Source organism: Paenibacillus hunanensis (assembly GCF_014645615.1).
GTDB lineage: Bacteria > Bacillota > Bacilli > Paenibacillales > Paenibacillaceae > Saccharibacillus > Saccharibacillus hunanensis.
In genome coordinates this window covers 615,060-632,266 of the sequence record NZ_BMMB01000002.1, presented here as the reverse complement: position 1 = coordinate 632,266, position 17,207 = coordinate 615,060, and the positions used below count along the sequence as shown (strand labels likewise).

General features: G+C 47.9%; 14 protein-coding genes. 9 read left to right on the top strand and 5 right to left on the bottom strand.

Features of this window, described 5'->3' with window-relative positions:
- Nucleotides 1-172: 172 nt before the first annotated feature.
- Together IEX62_RS24000 and IEX62_RS23925 are read left to right on the top strand one after the other, a co-directional pair.
- A complete protein-coding gene (locus IEX62_RS24000) occupies nucleotides 173-1,669 on the top strand; it encodes a methyl-accepting chemotaxis protein (RefSeq protein WP_373289096.1) in 1,497 nt (498 codons plus the stop codon).
- Between the two features lie 33 nt (nucleotides 1,670-1,702).
- Nucleotides 1,703-3,235 (top strand): methyl-accepting chemotaxis protein, encoded by a 1,533-nt coding sequence (locus IEX62_RS23925; RefSeq protein ID WP_188774498.1) that lies wholly within the window; start codon nucleotides 1,703-1,705, stop codon nucleotides 3,233-3,235.
- A 196-nt stretch (nucleotides 3,236-3,431) separates the two neighbouring features.
- On the opposite strand, the gene pyk is transcribed toward IEX62_RS23925, so the two are convergent.
- Nucleotides 3,432-4,847 carry a pyruvate kinase gene (gene pyk, locus IEX62_RS06035; protein ID WP_188774497.1) on the bottom strand — a complete coding sequence of 472 codons (1,416 nt, stop codon included), beginning with the start codon at nucleotides 4,845-4,847 and terminating at the stop codon, nucleotides 3,432-3,434.
- Nucleotides 4,848-5,125: 278 nt separating this feature from the next.
- On the opposite strand from pyk, the gene IEX62_RS06030 reads away from it, so the two are divergent.
- On the top strand, nucleotides 5,126-5,950 hold the full coding sequence (locus tag IEX62_RS06030) for an AraC family transcriptional regulator (RefSeq protein ID WP_188774611.1): 825 nt from the start codon (nucleotides 5,126-5,128) through the stop codon (nucleotides 5,948-5,950).
- A 119-nt stretch (nucleotides 5,951-6,069) separates the two neighbouring features.
- On the opposite strand, the gene IEX62_RS06025 is transcribed toward IEX62_RS06030, so the two are convergent.
- Nucleotides 6,070-6,912: an AraC family transcriptional regulator gene (locus IEX62_RS06025; RefSeq protein WP_188774496.1), complete on the bottom strand. Its 843-nt coding sequence runs from the start codon at nucleotides 6,910-6,912 to the stop codon at nucleotides 6,070-6,072.
- 358 nt (nucleotides 6,913-7,270) lie between these two features.
- Between IEX62_RS06025 and IEX62_RS06020 the strand changes: the two genes are divergently transcribed.
- From IEX62_RS06020 to abnB, 3 genes are all read left to right on the top strand, one after another.
- Complete coding sequence (locus tag IEX62_RS06020) at nucleotides 7,271-7,813, top strand: hypothetical protein (protein ID WP_188774495.1); 543 nt, start codon at nucleotides 7,271-7,273, stop codon at nucleotides 7,811-7,813.
- A 31-nt stretch (nucleotides 7,814-7,844) separates the two neighbouring features.
- Nucleotides 7,845-8,924, top strand: coding sequence for a C40 family peptidase (locus tag IEX62_RS06015; RefSeq protein ID WP_188774494.1), 1,080 nt, complete (start codon nucleotides 7,845-7,847; stop codon nucleotides 8,922-8,924).
- Between the two features lie 876 nt (nucleotides 8,925-9,800).
- Complete coding sequence (gene abnB, locus IEX62_RS06010) at nucleotides 9,801-12,149, top strand: arabinan endo-1,5-alpha-L-arabinosidase AbnB (protein ID WP_188774610.1); 2,349 nt, start codon at nucleotides 9,801-9,803, stop codon at nucleotides 12,147-12,149.
- A gap of 336 nt (nucleotides 12,150-12,485) precedes the next feature.
- Here the strand turns inward: abnB and IEX62_RS06005 are convergent, their stop codons facing one another.
- The gene (locus tag IEX62_RS06005; RefSeq protein WP_188774493.1) at nucleotides 12,486-13,658 is read right to left on the bottom strand and encodes a tetratricopeptide repeat protein; all 1,173 of its coding nucleotides are present in this window, start codon (nucleotides 13,656-13,658) and stop codon (nucleotides 12,486-12,488) included.
- Nucleotides 13,659-13,913: 255 nt separating this feature from the next.
- Here IEX62_RS06005 and IEX62_RS06000 point away from each other — a divergent pair, with 255 nt between their 5' ends.
- Nucleotides 13,914-14,261 (top strand): DUF4870 domain-containing protein, encoded by a 348-nt coding sequence (locus tag IEX62_RS06000; protein ID WP_188774492.1) that lies wholly within the window; start codon nucleotides 13,914-13,916, stop codon nucleotides 14,259-14,261.
- A gap of 147 nt (nucleotides 14,262-14,408) precedes the next feature.
- Here IEX62_RS06000 and IEX62_RS05995 read toward each other — a convergent pair whose 3' ends face one another.
- Nucleotides 14,409-14,852, bottom strand: coding sequence for a DUF6376 family protein (locus tag IEX62_RS05995; protein ID WP_188774491.1), 444 nt, complete (start codon nucleotides 14,850-14,852; stop codon nucleotides 14,409-14,411).
- Nucleotides 14,853-15,107: 255 nt separating this feature from the next.
- Here IEX62_RS05995 and IEX62_RS05990 point away from each other — a divergent pair, with 255 nt between their 5' ends.
- Nucleotides 15,108-15,944, top strand: coding sequence for a methyl-accepting chemotaxis protein (locus tag IEX62_RS05990; protein WP_188774490.1), 837 nt, complete (start codon nucleotides 15,108-15,110; stop codon nucleotides 15,942-15,944).
- On the opposite strand, the gene IEX62_RS05985 is transcribed toward IEX62_RS05990, so the two are convergent.
- Entirely contained in the window at nucleotides 15,925-16,113 is a 189-nt protein-coding gene (locus tag IEX62_RS05985) for a hypothetical protein (RefSeq protein ID WP_188774489.1), read from the bottom strand. The two genes, IEX62_RS05990 and IEX62_RS05985, sit on opposite strands and share 20 nt — an antisense overlap.
- A 359-nt stretch (nucleotides 16,114-16,472) precedes the next feature.
- On the opposite strand from IEX62_RS05985, the gene IEX62_RS05980 reads away from it, so the two are divergent.
- Complete coding sequence (locus tag IEX62_RS05980; RefSeq protein WP_229685631.1) at nucleotides 16,473-17,180, top strand: FHA domain-containing protein; 708 nt, start codon at nucleotides 16,473-16,475, stop codon at nucleotides 17,178-17,180.
- The last annotated feature ends 27 nt before the right edge of the window (nucleotides 17,181-17,207 follow it).

Below are 17,207 nucleotides of genomic sequence, written 5' to 3'. Positions count from 1 at the left end.
AACAGCATACATACGACTACATTTAAAGCCAACGAAGCAAGAAGATCAGGTTTTTCGCAGGGCAAGATGTATGTACTTGCCAGCTAAGATAAACATTTTAAGCAGCGGCAGCAATGGAGAGTCATTTATTCGGAAGCTGAGCTGCTCAAAGGAGAATATGAGAACAATGTCTATTTTTTCCGCCAAACGCAATACTTCTGATCTACAGCCGCTACTTGATGCTACAGGACAGCTAGTAAAGAAACCGTCCACTCGCTTACAGGTGCAAACGCAAGACCCGACTATTCTTGGTGTTGTCAACAATGTAAACGAGGCGATGGATAGCGTACATAGACAGAACAAGTATATGTCTGTGTGCATGAAATTAACGCACAACACGATGCAGGCTGCTTTTTGGGATTTGGCGATCAAGGATGGCGATCCGCTCAATCCGAATAACATTTTCTTTTGGACAGATGAGCTTCGTCATCTGCTTGGCTATACAAATGAACAGGATTTTCCTAATGTGATGAATAGCTGGTCGTCCAGTCTACACCCTGAGGACCAGGATGGGGTATTTGCCACATTTATGGGTCATTTAACCGACCATAGCGGACGTACACCGTTCGACATTCATTACCGTCTGCGACTGAGAACAGGCGAGTACCGCTGGTTCCGCGCGACAGCGGAAACCGAGCGCGATGCGAAGGGCTTACCGCTGCATGTGACTGGAGCCTTGATCGATGTACATGAGCGTTATATTCGCGATCAGCAGCTTGAACAGATGGTCGTGCGGTACGATCTGATCAGCAAAGCACTGGTGGAAGCGCCATGGGATATGACTGTCGAAGCCGGCGATCCGGTGAATCCGAAAAATGAAATCTGGTATTCGTCTCAGTTCCGTGAGGCGGCAGGTTTCCAAACCGAGCAGGAGTTCCCGAACGTTTTAAGCAGCTGGAGTGACCGTCTGCATCCAGAAGATGCGGAGCGCGTCGTACAGGCCTTTGCCGATCATATGCTGGATCATAGCGGACGTACACCATTTGATATCGATTATCGCTTACAGCGTAAAAATGGAGAGTATCGCTGGTTCCATGCTAACGGTACGACCAACCGCGATGCGAAGGGTGTTCCACTACGTGTTGCTGGTACGCTGCGTGATATTACTTTTGAGAAAAATAAAGAGGTGATCGTTGAAGCGATGACGGAGCGCATGAGCCATCTGTCACAGTCGATCTCAGAAATGACGATCGCGATCAACTCGGTCACAAGTCAAGCACAGGAGCTGGCAGGTGCGCAGGAGCATTCGACGGAAGCGGCTAATCGGGCGAAGGTGAGTGCGGATGAAACGCAAAATATCTCTAACTTTATTCGTGAGATTGCCAATCAGACGAATATGCTAGGCTTGAATGCCTCGATTGAGGCAGCAAGAGCAGGTGAATTGGGTCGCGGCTTCTCTGTCGTTGCCGATGAAGTACGTAAGCTGGCGATTAACAGTGCGGGTGCAACGGAAAATATCGAGAAGAGTCTGGGTGAAATGAAAGACCAGATCGAGAAAATTCTGTTCCAGATCAGTAATATGACGACGCTAACACAATCGCAGGCTGCTTTAACGGAGCAGCTCAATGCATCGATGGACGAAGTGAATCATATGGCTCGTGCGATTTCGGATTTGACGCATCAGATTTGAGGAATAAATACATGGTTAAGGAGCGATAAATAGATGCCATTTTTTACATCGGGTAAGTCACAAGCTTCATCGGTTCAATGGTTGACAGAGCAAAGTAATCAGCTGTTACAGCAGGCAAAGCAGGGCAATACAGGCTCCAGACTGGCTGCTCAGCAGGCGCCAGCTGAGTTGAGTGAGGTATGCGGTGTTTTGAACGATGCCTTTGATCAAGTGGAACAGCAGAAGACCGAATTGAATCAGAGCCTGGAGCTCGTGTCTGGAGCGCTCGGGGTTGCTCTATGGGATGTGTATCTGGTAGGCGGACAGGTCACTCATCCAGACAACCAGTATATCTGGTCAGACGCGTTTAGAAAAATGTTAGGCGGATATACTATGACACAGCTGCCGAATACGATTGAAGGCTTTGCTCAATATTTGCATCCTGACGACATCCAGCGTGTGATGCAGTTTATTGCTGAATATGTGGAAGGTCGTACAGGGCAAGAATTTTACAAGGACACCTATCGTGTATTCACACCAAATGGAGATATTCGCTGGATACAGAGTGCAGGCAAAGCGATTCTTGATGCAAAAGGTTTGCCGATTCGTGTATCGGGTGCTTCTATCGATATTACAGATCGTAAGCAAAAGGATGAACAGATGGCGGATCTGGTTGATCGCTATGATCTGATCAATCAGGCGCTCGTCGAAGCGCCTTGGGAAGTGAAGATTGTCGCCGGTGATCCGCTCAGCCCGGATAACCGGGTCTGGTATTCGGGACAATTCCGTAAGACGCTGGGCTTTCAGGATGAGCGTGATTTTCCGAATGAGCTGGCGAGCTGGAATCAGCTTATCCATCCTGAGGATGCGGAACGTACGAATATGGAATTTGCCGATTATTTATTGGCTGGATATAAGGCGAATCGTCCGTTCAGTACAAGATCACGTATTCGCAATCGTCAGGGTGACTATCGCTGGTATGAGACGAATGCACGTACATCGTACGATGAGCAGGGTAATCCACTGCGTATAGCAGGTACACTGCGCGATATTACGCATGAGCAGACGCGTAGTGAGGTTGTGACAGGGATGACCGACCGTATCGGACAGCTATCCCAATCGATCGGTGAGATGACGACCGCTATCAATTCTGTGAGCGAGCAGGCACAGCATATTACGGTCGTGCAGGATCAATCCACCGCTGCCGCGCATAAAGCGAGTACAAGCGCCGATGAAACGAAAAATATATCGATGTTCATTCGTGAGATTGCCAATCAGACGAATATGCTCGGTCTGAATGCAGCGATTGAGGCATCGCGCGCTGGTGAGCTGGGTAGAGGCTTTAGCGTCGTTGCCGATGAGGTACGGAAGCTAGCACTGAATAGCGCAAGTGCTACGGAAAATATCGAATCCAGCTTGCAGGGCATGAAGGAGCTGATCGATCAGATTCTGGAGCATATTAGCCAGATGACCACGATGACTCATACACAGGCGGCATTGACCCAGCAGCTTAGCGCCTCGATGGAGGACGTGAATAGCATGTCCCAATCACTGGTAGAGTTTGCACGTCAGATTGAACGTGTGTAACGAAGTGTAATCCAATACAGCCCGTCTATTTTTCATGGATTGCCCGTAGCGATCATGATGAATACATGCTGTCTGCAATCTCTCAATACAATAAGAGCACCACAAAATGCCGACCCTCTCGCATCAAGCGCGAAAGGATCGGCATTTTGTGGTTTGACGTTCATAACAGGCTAAATGGTCATGATCAATCAGAGCATTACACCTGTTGAATTTTAAGTAGATTCGTATTACCGGATTGTCCGATCGGTACACCCGCAGACAGCACAACGATATCGCCAGCAGCGATATGACCGGTTGTGATCGCATTACGGATAGCGGACTCGAACATCTCATCTGTTGTCGATACCGCTTCACCATGAACCGGAATCACACCAGACAGCAGGCATACTTTATTGAGTACCGCTTCATTATGCGTGACAGCGATAATAGGTGCATTAGGGCGATACTTGGAGATCATACGAGCGGTAAAGCCGCTTTCTGTCGAGATAATGATCGCCTTCGCGTTCAGCTCCAGTGATGCGCTCACTGCGCCTTGACTGATCACTTCTGTAATATTGGTCGATTGTAGCGCTCTTTTACGAGAGAATTGCTCCTGATAATCGATCATGCTCTCGGCACGACGAGCGACAGCTGCCATCGTTTGTACCGATTGCACCGGATATTTACCCGCAGCGGATTCACCGGATAGCATGATCACGTCAGCGCCTTGCAGTACAGCATTCGCCACGTCACTCACCTCAGAGCGAGTTGGGCGTGGATTCACCTGCATCGATTCCAGCATATGTGTAGCAACGATAACCGGTTTACCCGCCACGTTACATTTATCGATCATTTCCTTTTGCAGTGCCGGTACATCCTGAATCGGCACCTCTACCCCGAGATCGCCACGAGCGACCATAATGCCGTCAGAAGCCTCGATAATATCGTCGAGATTCTCCATCCCTTCGGCATTTTCAATTTTGGAATAGATCTGTACATCCTGTGCATCATGTTGAGCTAGAATGCTACGGATCTCACGAATATCGTCGCCTTTACGAACGAAGGAAGCTGCGATCATCTCGATCTTCTGCTCCAGTCCGAAGTGAATATGCATCACGTCACGCTCGGTTACGCCTGGCAGCGAGGTATGAATACCGGGCAGATTGACACCTTTACGCGGCTTGATTGTACCACCGCTCACGATTTCGCAGACGATCTCGCTATCCTTCACTTCCAGTACAGTCAGATCGATCAGACCATCATCCAGCAGGATGCGGTCACCTGGATGTACGTCCTGGTTCAATTGCGGATAGTTTACACCAATACGCTCGGAATCGCCCAGAATCTCTTCTGTTGTCAATACGAGCTTGTTGCCTGTGCGCAGCTCGAAGGAAGCTTCCTTCAGCTTACCAATCCGCACCTCAGGGCCTTTAATATCCATCATAATCGGGACAAAGGTATTCAGCTCAGCCGCCGCCTGACGTACATTGCGGATGCGTGCGACATGATCCTCTAGCTCACCGTGCGCCATATTCAGACGTGCTACGGTCATCCCGGCTTTAATCATTTCCTTCAACATGTCAATCGAATCACAAGCAGGTCCCATCGTACAAATAATCTTTGTTCTCAGCATTCCAACTGTTCCTCCTTAGCATGTGCAGGCTGCAATCGCCTTGCTCTGGCAGCCCTCTGATTGGTGGCTGTCCGAACACGTCCTGAGCCCGGGGCAGGGAAGGAACGTTCACCGACAACCTGTACTATCTATTTCATTTTAGCTGTAATACACACAGTTCGCTATGAAATATGGTACGATGAGTGCACTATAGTACGATAAATGGTTGGAAAAGCGACTGCGGGTTCTTTTCCAGCATACCGTAATGAGTGGCAAGGGGAAAGAAAGGATTGGACGCGATGAAGGTGCATAACGTACGGCAAGATCACCATATGGACTGGTATGAGGAACAGCTCCTGCCATGGGGACATTATATGCTCAGTCTATGCACATATGGCAATTGTGTGTACTGGGTGAATGGACAGAAATACATTATGGAAAAAGGGGAGCTGTTGCTGGTACCGCCACAATGCTCCTATTATGGCAAAAGTGTACCAACCCGTGTACATACGAAGCAAACGGTAGATTTTGCACAGGGTGAGGCATTGAATAATAGCGAGGCTGAAACGAAAACTCCTGATGCCGACTCGCTGATGACGCTATCGCTGCTTCGGTGTAAGCAGCCCATACATATGAAGCCGGGCTGCTATGAGCGAATTCATGACATGCTGAAGCAGCTTGCGGTACAGTGGGAGGAGCGACCCGCGTATTATGAGCTCATGGCACAGTCACTGCTTGTCCAGCTGCTCGTTGAGCTGAATCGTGAATATGATCGCGGCATCATCTCAGACGATCGTCACCGTCTGGTGGAACAGATGAAACGTCATATTCAGCAAAATTACAGCTCACGCATCGGAAAGGAGCAACTGGCAGAGGTGATCCAGCGCACACCAAACTATGCGGCGACCTTATTCAAAACGATAACCGGTCAGACGATCAGTGAATATACACATCACGAGCGTATGAAGCGTGCAGTGTATATGCTGACCGAGTCCCATCTGACGGTGGCAGAGATTGCCGAGTTTCTCGGCTATCAGGAGGTGTCGTACTTTTACCGGATATTCAAAAAGACGATGGGTGTACCGCCTACTGGGCTGATGCAGGATCGTCCGCCGTTGTTGTAGGTGTGGGTGTAGCTTGCAAAATGTCTTGCTGGTAGACGAAGCAGATGAATGGTAAATGTCGAAAGGGTATTCTATGCTGAATGGTGTTAGCATAGCGGCGAAATGCTTACGCATTCCACTCACGAATTCGCTTCATTGCGTAGCTTTTTCGGTGACATGCCCTTGAGCTTTTTGAACATTTTTGAAAATAAAAATGGATCGTCGTAGCCGACAGAGCGCGATACCTCGCCAACCGAGAGACTCGTATGGTGCAGCAGCTCCATCGCGCGGTTCATACGATATTCCAGCATAAAGGCTTGCAGCGACATACCGAAGCGCTCCTTGAACAGGCTGGATAGATATGTTCGATCCAGACCGACCGAGCGCGAGATATCCAGAATCGTAATCTTCTGGCTATAGCTGTTCTCAATGTATTCGATCGCTTGTCGGATATGCATTTCCTTGGAACGCGAACGAGCGGCGCCACGTTCAGCAGATGGTAGGCGGGAGATGAGCTCATACATGATGCGATACAGGATACCCTGAGCATGGATATCACCCGCGGGCTGGGTTGACGTTTCTAGCAATAGCTCATAAAAGTTACTCAGCGTATGTTCCATCCCGTCTGGCATGCGATAGACTGGCTCGGTAGTAATCAGACCGGCGCGCTCCATCAAGGTGCGAGCATACAAGCCGCGAAAGCCGATCCACGAATAGACCCAGGGCTGCTCGGTGTCTGCTTCGTAGTTCACCACGGTATCCGGCGGAATCAGGAAGCCCTCGCCAGCAGAGAGATGATATTCGTGATCTCCCAATCGAAATACGCCAGTGCCTTCGTGAATATAGTGTAAAATATAGGAGTCGCGCACACCGGGACCCCATGCATGTCCGGGCAAGCATTCCTCTTTGCCAAAAAAGAGTAGATTCAAATCCATCGGTTGCTGTGCTTCGGAGGCGATATAAATAGTATGATTCAGCGGCATATCCGTGTACAATCCCTTCGTTGAATGATACTTATATTATGACATGTCCGCGAGTCGGTGAAAACTTGTTTACAATAGAGTGATGCTTTACATAAACTAGATTATTACAGGTAGTTTTACGCGTTTATACGTCGTATGGGCGATGTAAAATAAGCGAAAAGCAGGCATACAGCAATAGAATATCTCGATGAAAATAATCCATTATTTTACAGAAAGGAAAGCGGTTTGTATTTGTGATAGTATGGAATACATAACCCCCTGAGCAAATGGGGATGGCACGGAGCGCATGTTATGAAAGGAAGGGAGCGGGAAGCATATCGAGAAAAATCTGCTCGGCACATGTATCGTTATTTTTTTATTGATCTGTTTATTCTCCTATTTCAAATTTGCCCGCTTTCCACGGGCAGAGGATGAGGAGAAGGACACACGCGATCCGCTGGGCGGTATGATGCGTCCATCCAGCTTATTTGATCGGGTATCGATGACTGTATTGCTGTCGGTTGGGCTGCTCATTGTCGTTGCGGCAGCTTCCTTTGCGGCGTACGGATTTTTTTATCTTGCTTCGTTTATCGATCTAATTAAGTTTGATAGTCGCACCACAGCGATGATCTATTCGATCTGGACGAGTGCCGGATTATTCATGCTGGCGATCTACATTCAGCCAGCTACAGCAGAGCTATTGTATCCGTTATTACGGCGTCCACTCGCCTTCTGGCATACACAGGTCGTGGCGATTGTGCGGAATACGCTGCTGCTCTATACGCTGGCTGAGATGTTTCATGGCGTGCATATTCCTGGCATGTTGGGCGCGCTGGGACTTGCTGCTATTTTTCAATTATTGCAATGTATTCGGTTTGATGAGGATGTTCAGTCGGGGCAACAGGATGACAAAGAGGAGTAGCAGCACGAGCATACCGAAGGGGGCAGACGAGATGAACGAGCAGAGCAAGGGACGACTGCACAGGCGGACGGGAGCAGCGATGATCCTATGGATTATGAGTGTGCTGCTACTATGGAGTGCATGGCTACCTGCCAGTGCGAATGCAGCCGAAGGAGGTCAGGCGGTGACAGATCTGGATTGTAAAACAAATGCGACAGCACGTAAGCATCTGGTGAACGTTGCGGTTGCTACCTTGTGGACAGAGCCGGGACTGGCGCGCAAGCTGGATGCTCCATCGCTCACAAGTCCGGTCGATATGAACGCATGGACGAAGGCGATGAACACCGCTGATAAGCGGCGCTGGTTAACTGGCAAAACGGAAACACAGGCGCTATACGGACAGGAGCTTCGTCTGCTACAGGTCAAGGGTGACTGGGCGTATGTCGCAGTCGTCGGTCAGTCAACACCGAAAAGCAGCTACGGTTATCCAGGCTGGATGCCCAAAGCACAGATGCTCACGGTGAATGAGGCGTCCTCCTATTCGAACTGTTCCATCGCAGTCGTGTCGGACAAAACGACCACATTGTATGGAGAGGATCGCCGTACCGACCTGATGGAGCTGAGCTTTAATACACGATTACCGATCACCAAGCGCATCGATGGCTGGATCGGAGTGCATTTACCGGATTATCGTACAGGCTGGCTCAAGGAAAGCGCAGTGAAGGTGATCGATCCGAGTAAGGAGCTGCCAGCGCCGACAGCAGCAGAGGTCATTGCGACAGGTAAACGCTTCCTCGGCTTGCCTTATCTATGGGCAGGCGTATCGGCGTATGGATTCGACTGCTCTGGCTTCACATCAACAATCTATGGCTTCCATGGAATCAGTCTGCCACGTGATGCTTCCGCTCAGATCAAGGAGGGTAAGGCGGTCAGCTGGAATGAGCTGAAGCCGGGTGATCTGATGTTCTTTGCGCACAAGCAAGGCAAGGGCAGTGTGCACCATGTATCGATGTATATCGGTAATGGTCAAATGATGCATTCGCCCAAAGCAGGTAAGACGGTGGAGATCATTTCGATCAACACCCCAGCCTATAAAACAGAATTCGCTGGAGCAAGACGGTATATCCAGTAAGTTGATTGGATACTGCTACGCTCTGCATCATCCCCTATTTTCGCCGCTTCGGTCGTACAGATGAAGAGTCATCAGGTACAGTCGAGGTAGCAGGGTGGGGGATTTTTGCGTTGTAGTGGGAAATACGTGCAGACTACCGTGTATTCAACAGGATTAGAGTGAGTAACGGACGCTTATATAGAATGAGCAAGGAATGCTTGTATTGTAAGGCGATCGTAAGCGGTGTGTAGCCTATTCGCTGGATAGCTGGACGATGACGGGGAGTCGATGATATCGAAATATCTAACCAATATGCTATATGTAACTAACTACCGCATGAACGATCATTCAGACATAAGTAAATTTCAGCTCATTAAACAAATACAAAAATATTAAGCAGTACATATATAGTTTATATATATATTTATAATTCGCATTTTTATAAATTTAATGCTTGAAAAAGGGTAGAATATTCCTTTATGATAAGTCTAGCTTCATCGAATAAAGCGTACGTGACCGGACGAAATCATCCCTAGTTCCTCGGAACAGTGTAGTTTAACGTATTTATGTAAGCGCTTAATCTAAGATTAGAAGAAGCAAGATTTTGGAACACCTGCTTTAAAAGTGATCGTCTTTGCTCATCATTTGCCATATCTATACCCAACCTATTCCCTTAATTATGAAAGGAAGATTCGTATGACATCCAGTTTCCGTAAACAAGCTGCTAGTACTGCTATTGCAGCTACGCTGGTCATCCCGATGCTGCTGCCTTCGACAACGATCCTTGCTGCTCCGGTAAGCCATCCATCGGTGAAAGTTGTCCCAGCTCCCTTGTTAGCACAGCCTGCCGCAGGTGACGACGATACATTCGCGGCTGCTGAAGCATCCGACGGAGCTATGACCAGTACAGCGTCATCCAGCCCAGCTACGCCAAGCACTGCTTCAAATACGGCTACTTCCAATCCATCTAGCGCGGCGAAGACAGCTACCACCGCTCCTGTGTATCAGGAAGCTTCGGTTCACGATCCGTCCGTCATTAAGGTTGGCAATGAATTTTACATATTCGGTTCTCATCTTGCCTCTGCCAAATCATCTGATCTGATGAATTGGAGCATGATCTCTTCTGGTGTCGCAGATGGCAATCCGTTGATTCCCAATGTCACCACAGAATTAAAGGATGCACTGAGCTGGGCGCAAAGTGATACCCTGTGGGCAGCCGATGTGATTCAGCTGGCAGACGGTAAATTTTATATGTACTACAACGCCTGCAAAGGTGATTCGCCGCGCTCCGCGATGGGCATTGCGGTAGCAGATCGTATCGAAGGGCCGTACCGCGATAAAGGCATTTTCCTCAAATCCGGGATGTGGGATCAGATTAGCGAGGATGGTACGATTTATGATGCGCGCATTCACCCGAATACGGTTGACCCGGATGTATTTTATGATAAGGACGGCAAGCTATGGATGGTCTATGGCTCGTATTCAGGTGGAATTTTCGTCATGCAGATGGACCCGGTAACAGGGAAGCCATTGCCTGATCAGGGCTATGGCAAAAAGCTGATCGGCGGCAACCACAGTCGGATCGAAGGTGCCTATATGCTCTACAGCCCGCAGACGGATTATTATTATATGTTCCTCTCATTTGGCGGTCTGGATGCGAATGGTGGCTACAATCTGCGCGTCGTTCGCTCCAAAACACCGGATGGCCCCTTTTACGATGCAGCAGGCAACGATATGACCACTGTAAAAGCCGATCCGTCCAAGCCGCTGTTTGACGATGTTTCGATCGAGCCGTATGGAGTGAAGATCATTGGTAATTATCAATTCCAGCGCCAAATCGGTGATCCAGGTACAGGCAGTGGAGTTGGAGCGGTATCGCCAGGACATAACTCCGCTTATTACGATGAGCAAACAGGACGCTATTTCCTCATCTTCCATTCCCGTTTCCCCGGACGCGGTGAGGAGCATGAAGTGCGTACACACGAGATGTTTATGAACGCCGATGGCTGGCTGACCGTAGCACCATACCGCTATGCAGGCGAGCAGAATCCGCAGGCAAAGGTTCGCGTCAGCGAGATTGTGGGCGATTACCAGTGGATTACACAGGATAAGCATATTAGCGCGGATATTCATCACGCTGTCTCGGCTACATTGAACGCAGATGGTACGATTACGGGCGATGTGAACGGTACGTGGCAGCTTCAAGGCAATAATACAGCACGACTAACAGTAGCTGGAACGCTATACACGGGTGTCTTTTTGCATGAAACGAATGCTGATTCTGGCAAAACGGTACTGACCCTGACCGCGTTATCCAAGGCAGGAACTAGCGTGTGGGGGAGTCAGCTTGAAGTGCAGAAGGACAAGCAGCTCGTCTCAGCCGTGGACAAGGATCTGAGTGTGGGCAATACGGAAGGGATATTTTACGATCTGAATTTGCCAGTGAGCGGAACACGGGGTGTACAGATTAGCTGGCACTCTAATCAGCCTGAGATCATTTCCGATACGGGCAAAGTGACCCGTCCAGCAGCAGGCACAGGCAATGCTCGTGTTACACTGATCGCGACCATTACCAAAAATGGCGCCAAAAAGAACAAAAACTTCAAAGTGACCGTTCTTGAGCAGGCGCGCGGCCCATTGCTGGGTCAATATACATTCAACGAATCCAGTGGTACGACGGTGGTTGATAGCACCTATAACCATTACGATGGTACGCTGATCGGTGGCGTAACTCGCGATGTGTATGGCCAATCTGGCGCAGGGATTACACTGGATGGTGCTGGAGGCTATGTGGCGCTGCCAGGAACCATTACGGATGCAGAGGATTATACCTTTGCCAGCTGGGTGAAATGGAATGGCGGCGCGGCATGGCAGCGAATTTTGGATTTTGGGGATGGCATGAATGCATTCATGTTCCTAACGCCTTCACAGGGAACCGGAATGCAGTTTACTATTCACCAGAACAATACGGATCAGAGCATGATTACGCCATCTCCATTGCCTACCGGACAGTGGGTGCATGTTGCTGTTACCCTGTCTGGTCATACAGGTAAGTTGTATATCAATGGCAAGCTAGCTGGAAGTAACGATGCAATGACCTTTAACCCGCATGATCTGATGACCCGCGAAGCTTATCTGGGCAAAAGCCGCTTTGCTGCCGATGCGTATTTTAAAGGGAGTCTGGATGAAGTGAGCATGTATAATCGAGCGCTGAGTGAGCAGGAGATTGGGGAGCTGGCGAAGTAAGCAGGGTGAAGCAGGTGATGTGGAGTTAACGTATTGAAGAGGTATACGTTCGAAGGAAAACAAAGCGAAACCAACGCAGCGTACAAAGGCGTCTCCATATCTCGCAAAGACATCTAAAGACATCTACACGTAGCAAAATGAACAATAGAAGCTAAACAACACAGTATGCTGATCAAAAGAAAAAATAACAATAACAGACAAAAAAGCTGGATGTTCTCGTCACGGAACATCCAGTTTTTGTATATCCAATGTACCATCATTTCTGTTGAGTATACGCTGTTGAAATACATTCTGTTACAATCGTCGTTTTGATTGGTGGATTAGGGTGATGTTCATTCACTTTGTATGATCTGGAACTGGACTCAAATGTCGATAACGTCGTAAGCGATCGGCTATCAGACGATCCTGTGCTGCTTCGATCGGTTTATCCATATGCTGGTACACCAATGCTCGATTGTCAAAATAAATATCCATTTTAGGAGCAAGCTCAATCGCACGATTGTAATACATTAGTGCTTCTTCTAAATGACCTCGTCGATAATGAGCCAAGCCCATCATGTTGTACGCTTGATCAGGGTCTATATCGTTATCAATCACATGCTGTACATAAGGTTCGATCTCATCATAGCGTTTTAATTCCAGCAAAATATGCGCCATCTTCATATAATGACCCGAATCATACGGGTCATTTTCGATAAGCTGCCGACAAACTTGTAATGCCCAGTTATGTTCGCCACGTTCCAAATGATATTCCATCATATTGTAATAGATTTGGGCGCGATCAGGCTCTAACTCCAGACAGCGATAATAATCCTGAACCGCCAGCTCCCATTTCCCCATCATTTGATAGGTGAAACCGCGATTATGATAATACAAAGCATCTTGATCGTGTAATTCAATAGCTGTGTTAAAATCCTGGAGTGCCTGTTCATATTGCTTCTTTCCCATGTATAGATTGCCGCGATTGTTGTAAGGCAGACTCCATGATGGACGAAGCTCGATTGCTTTTTGATAATCCAGCATGGATAGTTCAAAGGATTCCAGCAACTCATAATAATAACCGCGATCAAGATAATAAGGCGCATGGGTATCATTTAAAGCAATTGCTGAGCTGTAATCTTGAATCGCTAGCTCGTATTGCCTACGTCTAACATGTAAAAGGGCCCGTTCATAAAATATGTAGTCTGCTTCCCGATTTAATTTAAGGGAAGTATTCCAATCCGCTAATGCTGCTTCCTCATTCCCCATCCATAAATGCAATTCTGCCCGCTCATTATAGGTAGCAGCATCGTTAGGATTCAGGTCGATCAGAATATTATACTGATCCATAGCCAGCTCATAGTTTTGCTGACGCTGATACAGAAGCGCCAGTCGTGTGCGCAGTTGAAATACATAAGAGAATGTATCCGTTTGAAGTAGTAGTGTCGCGATATCATTGATAACCTCATCCGAATCGGCAGACGCATGTAGACGTGCGATTTCAGATTGTAACCAATCCTCTGAATCCATTTGCTCACCTGCTTTCTCTATTTCAAGATACGAATATCATAAAGCATTCCCGCCAGCTAGCAAATCCCCACTTAATGCTTCTGCTCGGCTTCCTAAATTCCTTATCAAAATGGCATAATAGATAGTACTCATCTCCGGTATCAAGTGGTATACTCAAGGTGCATTCCATCAATATGAAACTTTTACATAATAAACATCGTACTTCTGGTATCGCTGTGTGACACAGTACAAATTATGAATGAAAGAGGTTATGATATGTCCAATTATCAAGATCCATCGTATCAACCACAACAGCAAGGCGATCCGAATGATGTGCAAACGAACAAGGTCATGGCGATTCTGGCGTACATTTTGTTCTTCGTGCCGTTGCTGGCTGCAAGAAATTCACGCTTCGCGATGTACCATGCTAACCAGGGATTGATTTTATTCCTTGCCGCTTTGGCTGCTAATATCGTTGCAGCGATCATTCCGTTTGTCGGCTGGATTCTGTCACCGCTTGTGGCAATTGCTGTATTTGTATTCATGATCATCGGTATTATCAATGCTGCTAATGGCGTAATGAAGCCGCTGCCTTGGATTGGTAACTTCCAGCTGATCAAGTAAGTACACCCATCCAGAATACGCTACATAGAGAAACGGCATACTAATTATCACACCAATCAAAGGCAACCTTCCACTACGGAAAGGTTGCCTTTTTGCATCTGGATATAGGGATGGGCTAGCATCACGCGTATGCGTTAGCTTGCGTGATTACTGCCCTAACTGCTGAAACTGATTCAGCAAGCCGTTAATCTGATCAATCGTCTGGAAGATTTGAGAGTTATTCAGGCTTTGGGCGGTGAGCTTGCCAGCCTGTGCCTGGTCGATGAGCGAATTGACTTCGGTGCCGAGCGTAGCACTATAGCCGGACAGTTGCTGATGCAGCTCCTTGGCGAATGCGGGTGGCTCCAGCTGATTGAATGTATTGATCTGCTGCTGTGCATTTTGTAGCTGTTGCGTCAGCTGCTCGCGCGCCTGTGGATCGTTTAGCGATTGCTGGGTGAGGTCAGGCAGCTGCTGCGCCAGATCGGAGGTATCGTTAATATAGGCGGTCACGCTGCTTACATAGTTAACGGACTGATTTACATTATCCAGTGCTGAGCAGCCGGATAATAGACTGACCAGCAGGACGAGTGTCAGAGCATATATTTTCAAATGAAAGCACTCCTTTACGAGGGGATATCGTATAGTACTCCCCGGGCTATGATATGGTTTCATTTGCAAATGCATCAGTCTTTTGTTTAAAGATGTCACTGTATTCTTTTATTACTTATAATGCAAAAATTATGAAATTAATTAAAACGCGAGCCGATATGAATGGTAGGTAACTTGCAGGTCTGATGGCTCGATCCGATCAGATTACAGGTTGATTACCTATTATTTTATATTATTATGGAGGCGTTTACTTAGATGGATATTACACAAGCTCTGATCGCGACAATGCCCTTTTTCCGTGAGGCCATTCGTCAGGATGTTACATTATCGATTATTGGCCCGGAAACCTTTTTGTACTTTTCCCCTGGAGAGTCGCTCAAGCAGCTTGATTTCAAGCCCGGTGATCCACTGAATCCAGAGGAACGCAATTTCTGCTCGCTTACCAACGGACGGGAGAAGAAGCTCGCTCACTATCCGAAAGAGCTATTTGGCGTTCCATTTGACGTGATGATGCTGCCCGTGAAGAATGAGCAGGGTGAAGTGGTTGCTCAATTCAATCTGCTTTATAGTATGGAGGACCAGTATCAGCTTCAAGAGTTGATGGAGAAGACGGAGCGTCTGACCCAGCTGATCGTAGACGGTGTGCAGCATGTGGCAGCCCATTCCGAGGAGCTTAGCTCGACGACCGAGGAAATTTTGAACAACTCCAGTCATGCGGTACAGAATTCCGGTAATGTAACAGCGGTCGCTACCTTTATCCGTGAAATCTCGGAGCAAACGAATCTGCTTGGGCTGAATGCTGCGATTGAAGCGGCGCGTGTCGGTGAAGCGGGTGCAGGCTTCGGCGTTGTAGCACAGGAGATTCGCAAGCTGTCCGTCGATACGAAGCAGGCGACAACCCAGATCGAGGATTCCTTGAAAACGGTGCAGGAATCGATCCGTCATATGCAGACAGAGATCGGTGAGATTGCGACCACCTCTCATGAGCAAGCCAAGCTGGTAAGTGAATTTATGGAAACGATTGAGCAATTGAACGATACGAGCCGTTCACTCAAGCAGTTCATCGAAAAGCTTATCTCGGTTCGTAATTGATTCGTTGCTGTAGATCGCTCAGGCTCTCCATATGAACTTTCTGAATCGAATCGGTCGTGCTGGTTTTGCTATACCCGGGCAGACGATGATCCAAATAGACATACATAGCTAGACTGCTAGCAATCAGAAAGGATAATAAGCCGTAGATGACAATTTGTTTTGGTTTCATGATGATATCCCCACTTTTTCCAATCATATGGTAGCCTGCTTCGGCAGGCTTTTTTTATTTGCATGATCTGTATCTAGTGATCTGTATGTGATGATCTGTATACGTAATGTCCATGTGTGGACGTGTATGGTAATGCTATGAAAAGAGCGAAATTGAATTATTCGACAGGCGGTGTATAGTATAATGGAAGACAGCCCACGGAGTGGGAGGTGCTTCGCCATTCGCATAACCTCTCTCCTTTACACTATAAAAGCTGGACGGCAAGCAAACAATGAAAGGAATCTGATGATTCTGTCATTGAGCTACACTATAGATCACGTTATGCTGACATACAGATTGAAATTACCGGAAAGTGAGCGATGAACATGCCGGACATCATCAAAATTATTGTCGATACCGCCGGCCTGGAGGGCCACGGTGCGTTTATTTATTTAGAAAATCAAAAGCCTATACTCGTAGGCAGACATACGGGTACAGGTCAGACCGACCTTCCGCTCTACAATCAGCTTGTATCCAAGCAGCATTGCCGCTTGAGTCGTGTCCATAATGATGTGTACGTGGAGGATCTGGGCAGTAAAAATGGTACCGAGCTGAACGGTCAGCGTCTGCATCCGAATCAGTCGTATCGCATCGGAGACGGCGATCAGCTCACACTGGTCAATGGGCTGGTGACCCTGCATCTGGAGCGCGGCAGCGATCTGGAGGAAACGAGAGAATATCGAGTGAGCGATCTGATGGAGAACGAGATTCGCCTGCACGATTATTTGCAAAATATTCAGATCGGCAGTGACAGCATCACCTTATCGAAAAAGGAATATCAGCTATTCAAGCTGCTGTACAATTGTCTGGATCATTTTGTGACGCGTGAGCAGATTGTGCGTGAGGTATGGCCGGAGCGCTGTATGGATGATGCTGAGCTGGTTGGCGTGGATGAGGTCAATTCGCTCATCTATCGCACAAATAAAAAGCTTGGCGACCACTTTACGATACGTTCAGTTTACAAAAAAGGGGTATATATGAAGAAGCAGGATGATTCGGAGGAAGTCAGCACAGGAGCGCCATCCTGAGGAGAGGGAACGCCGCTGTATGCCCAT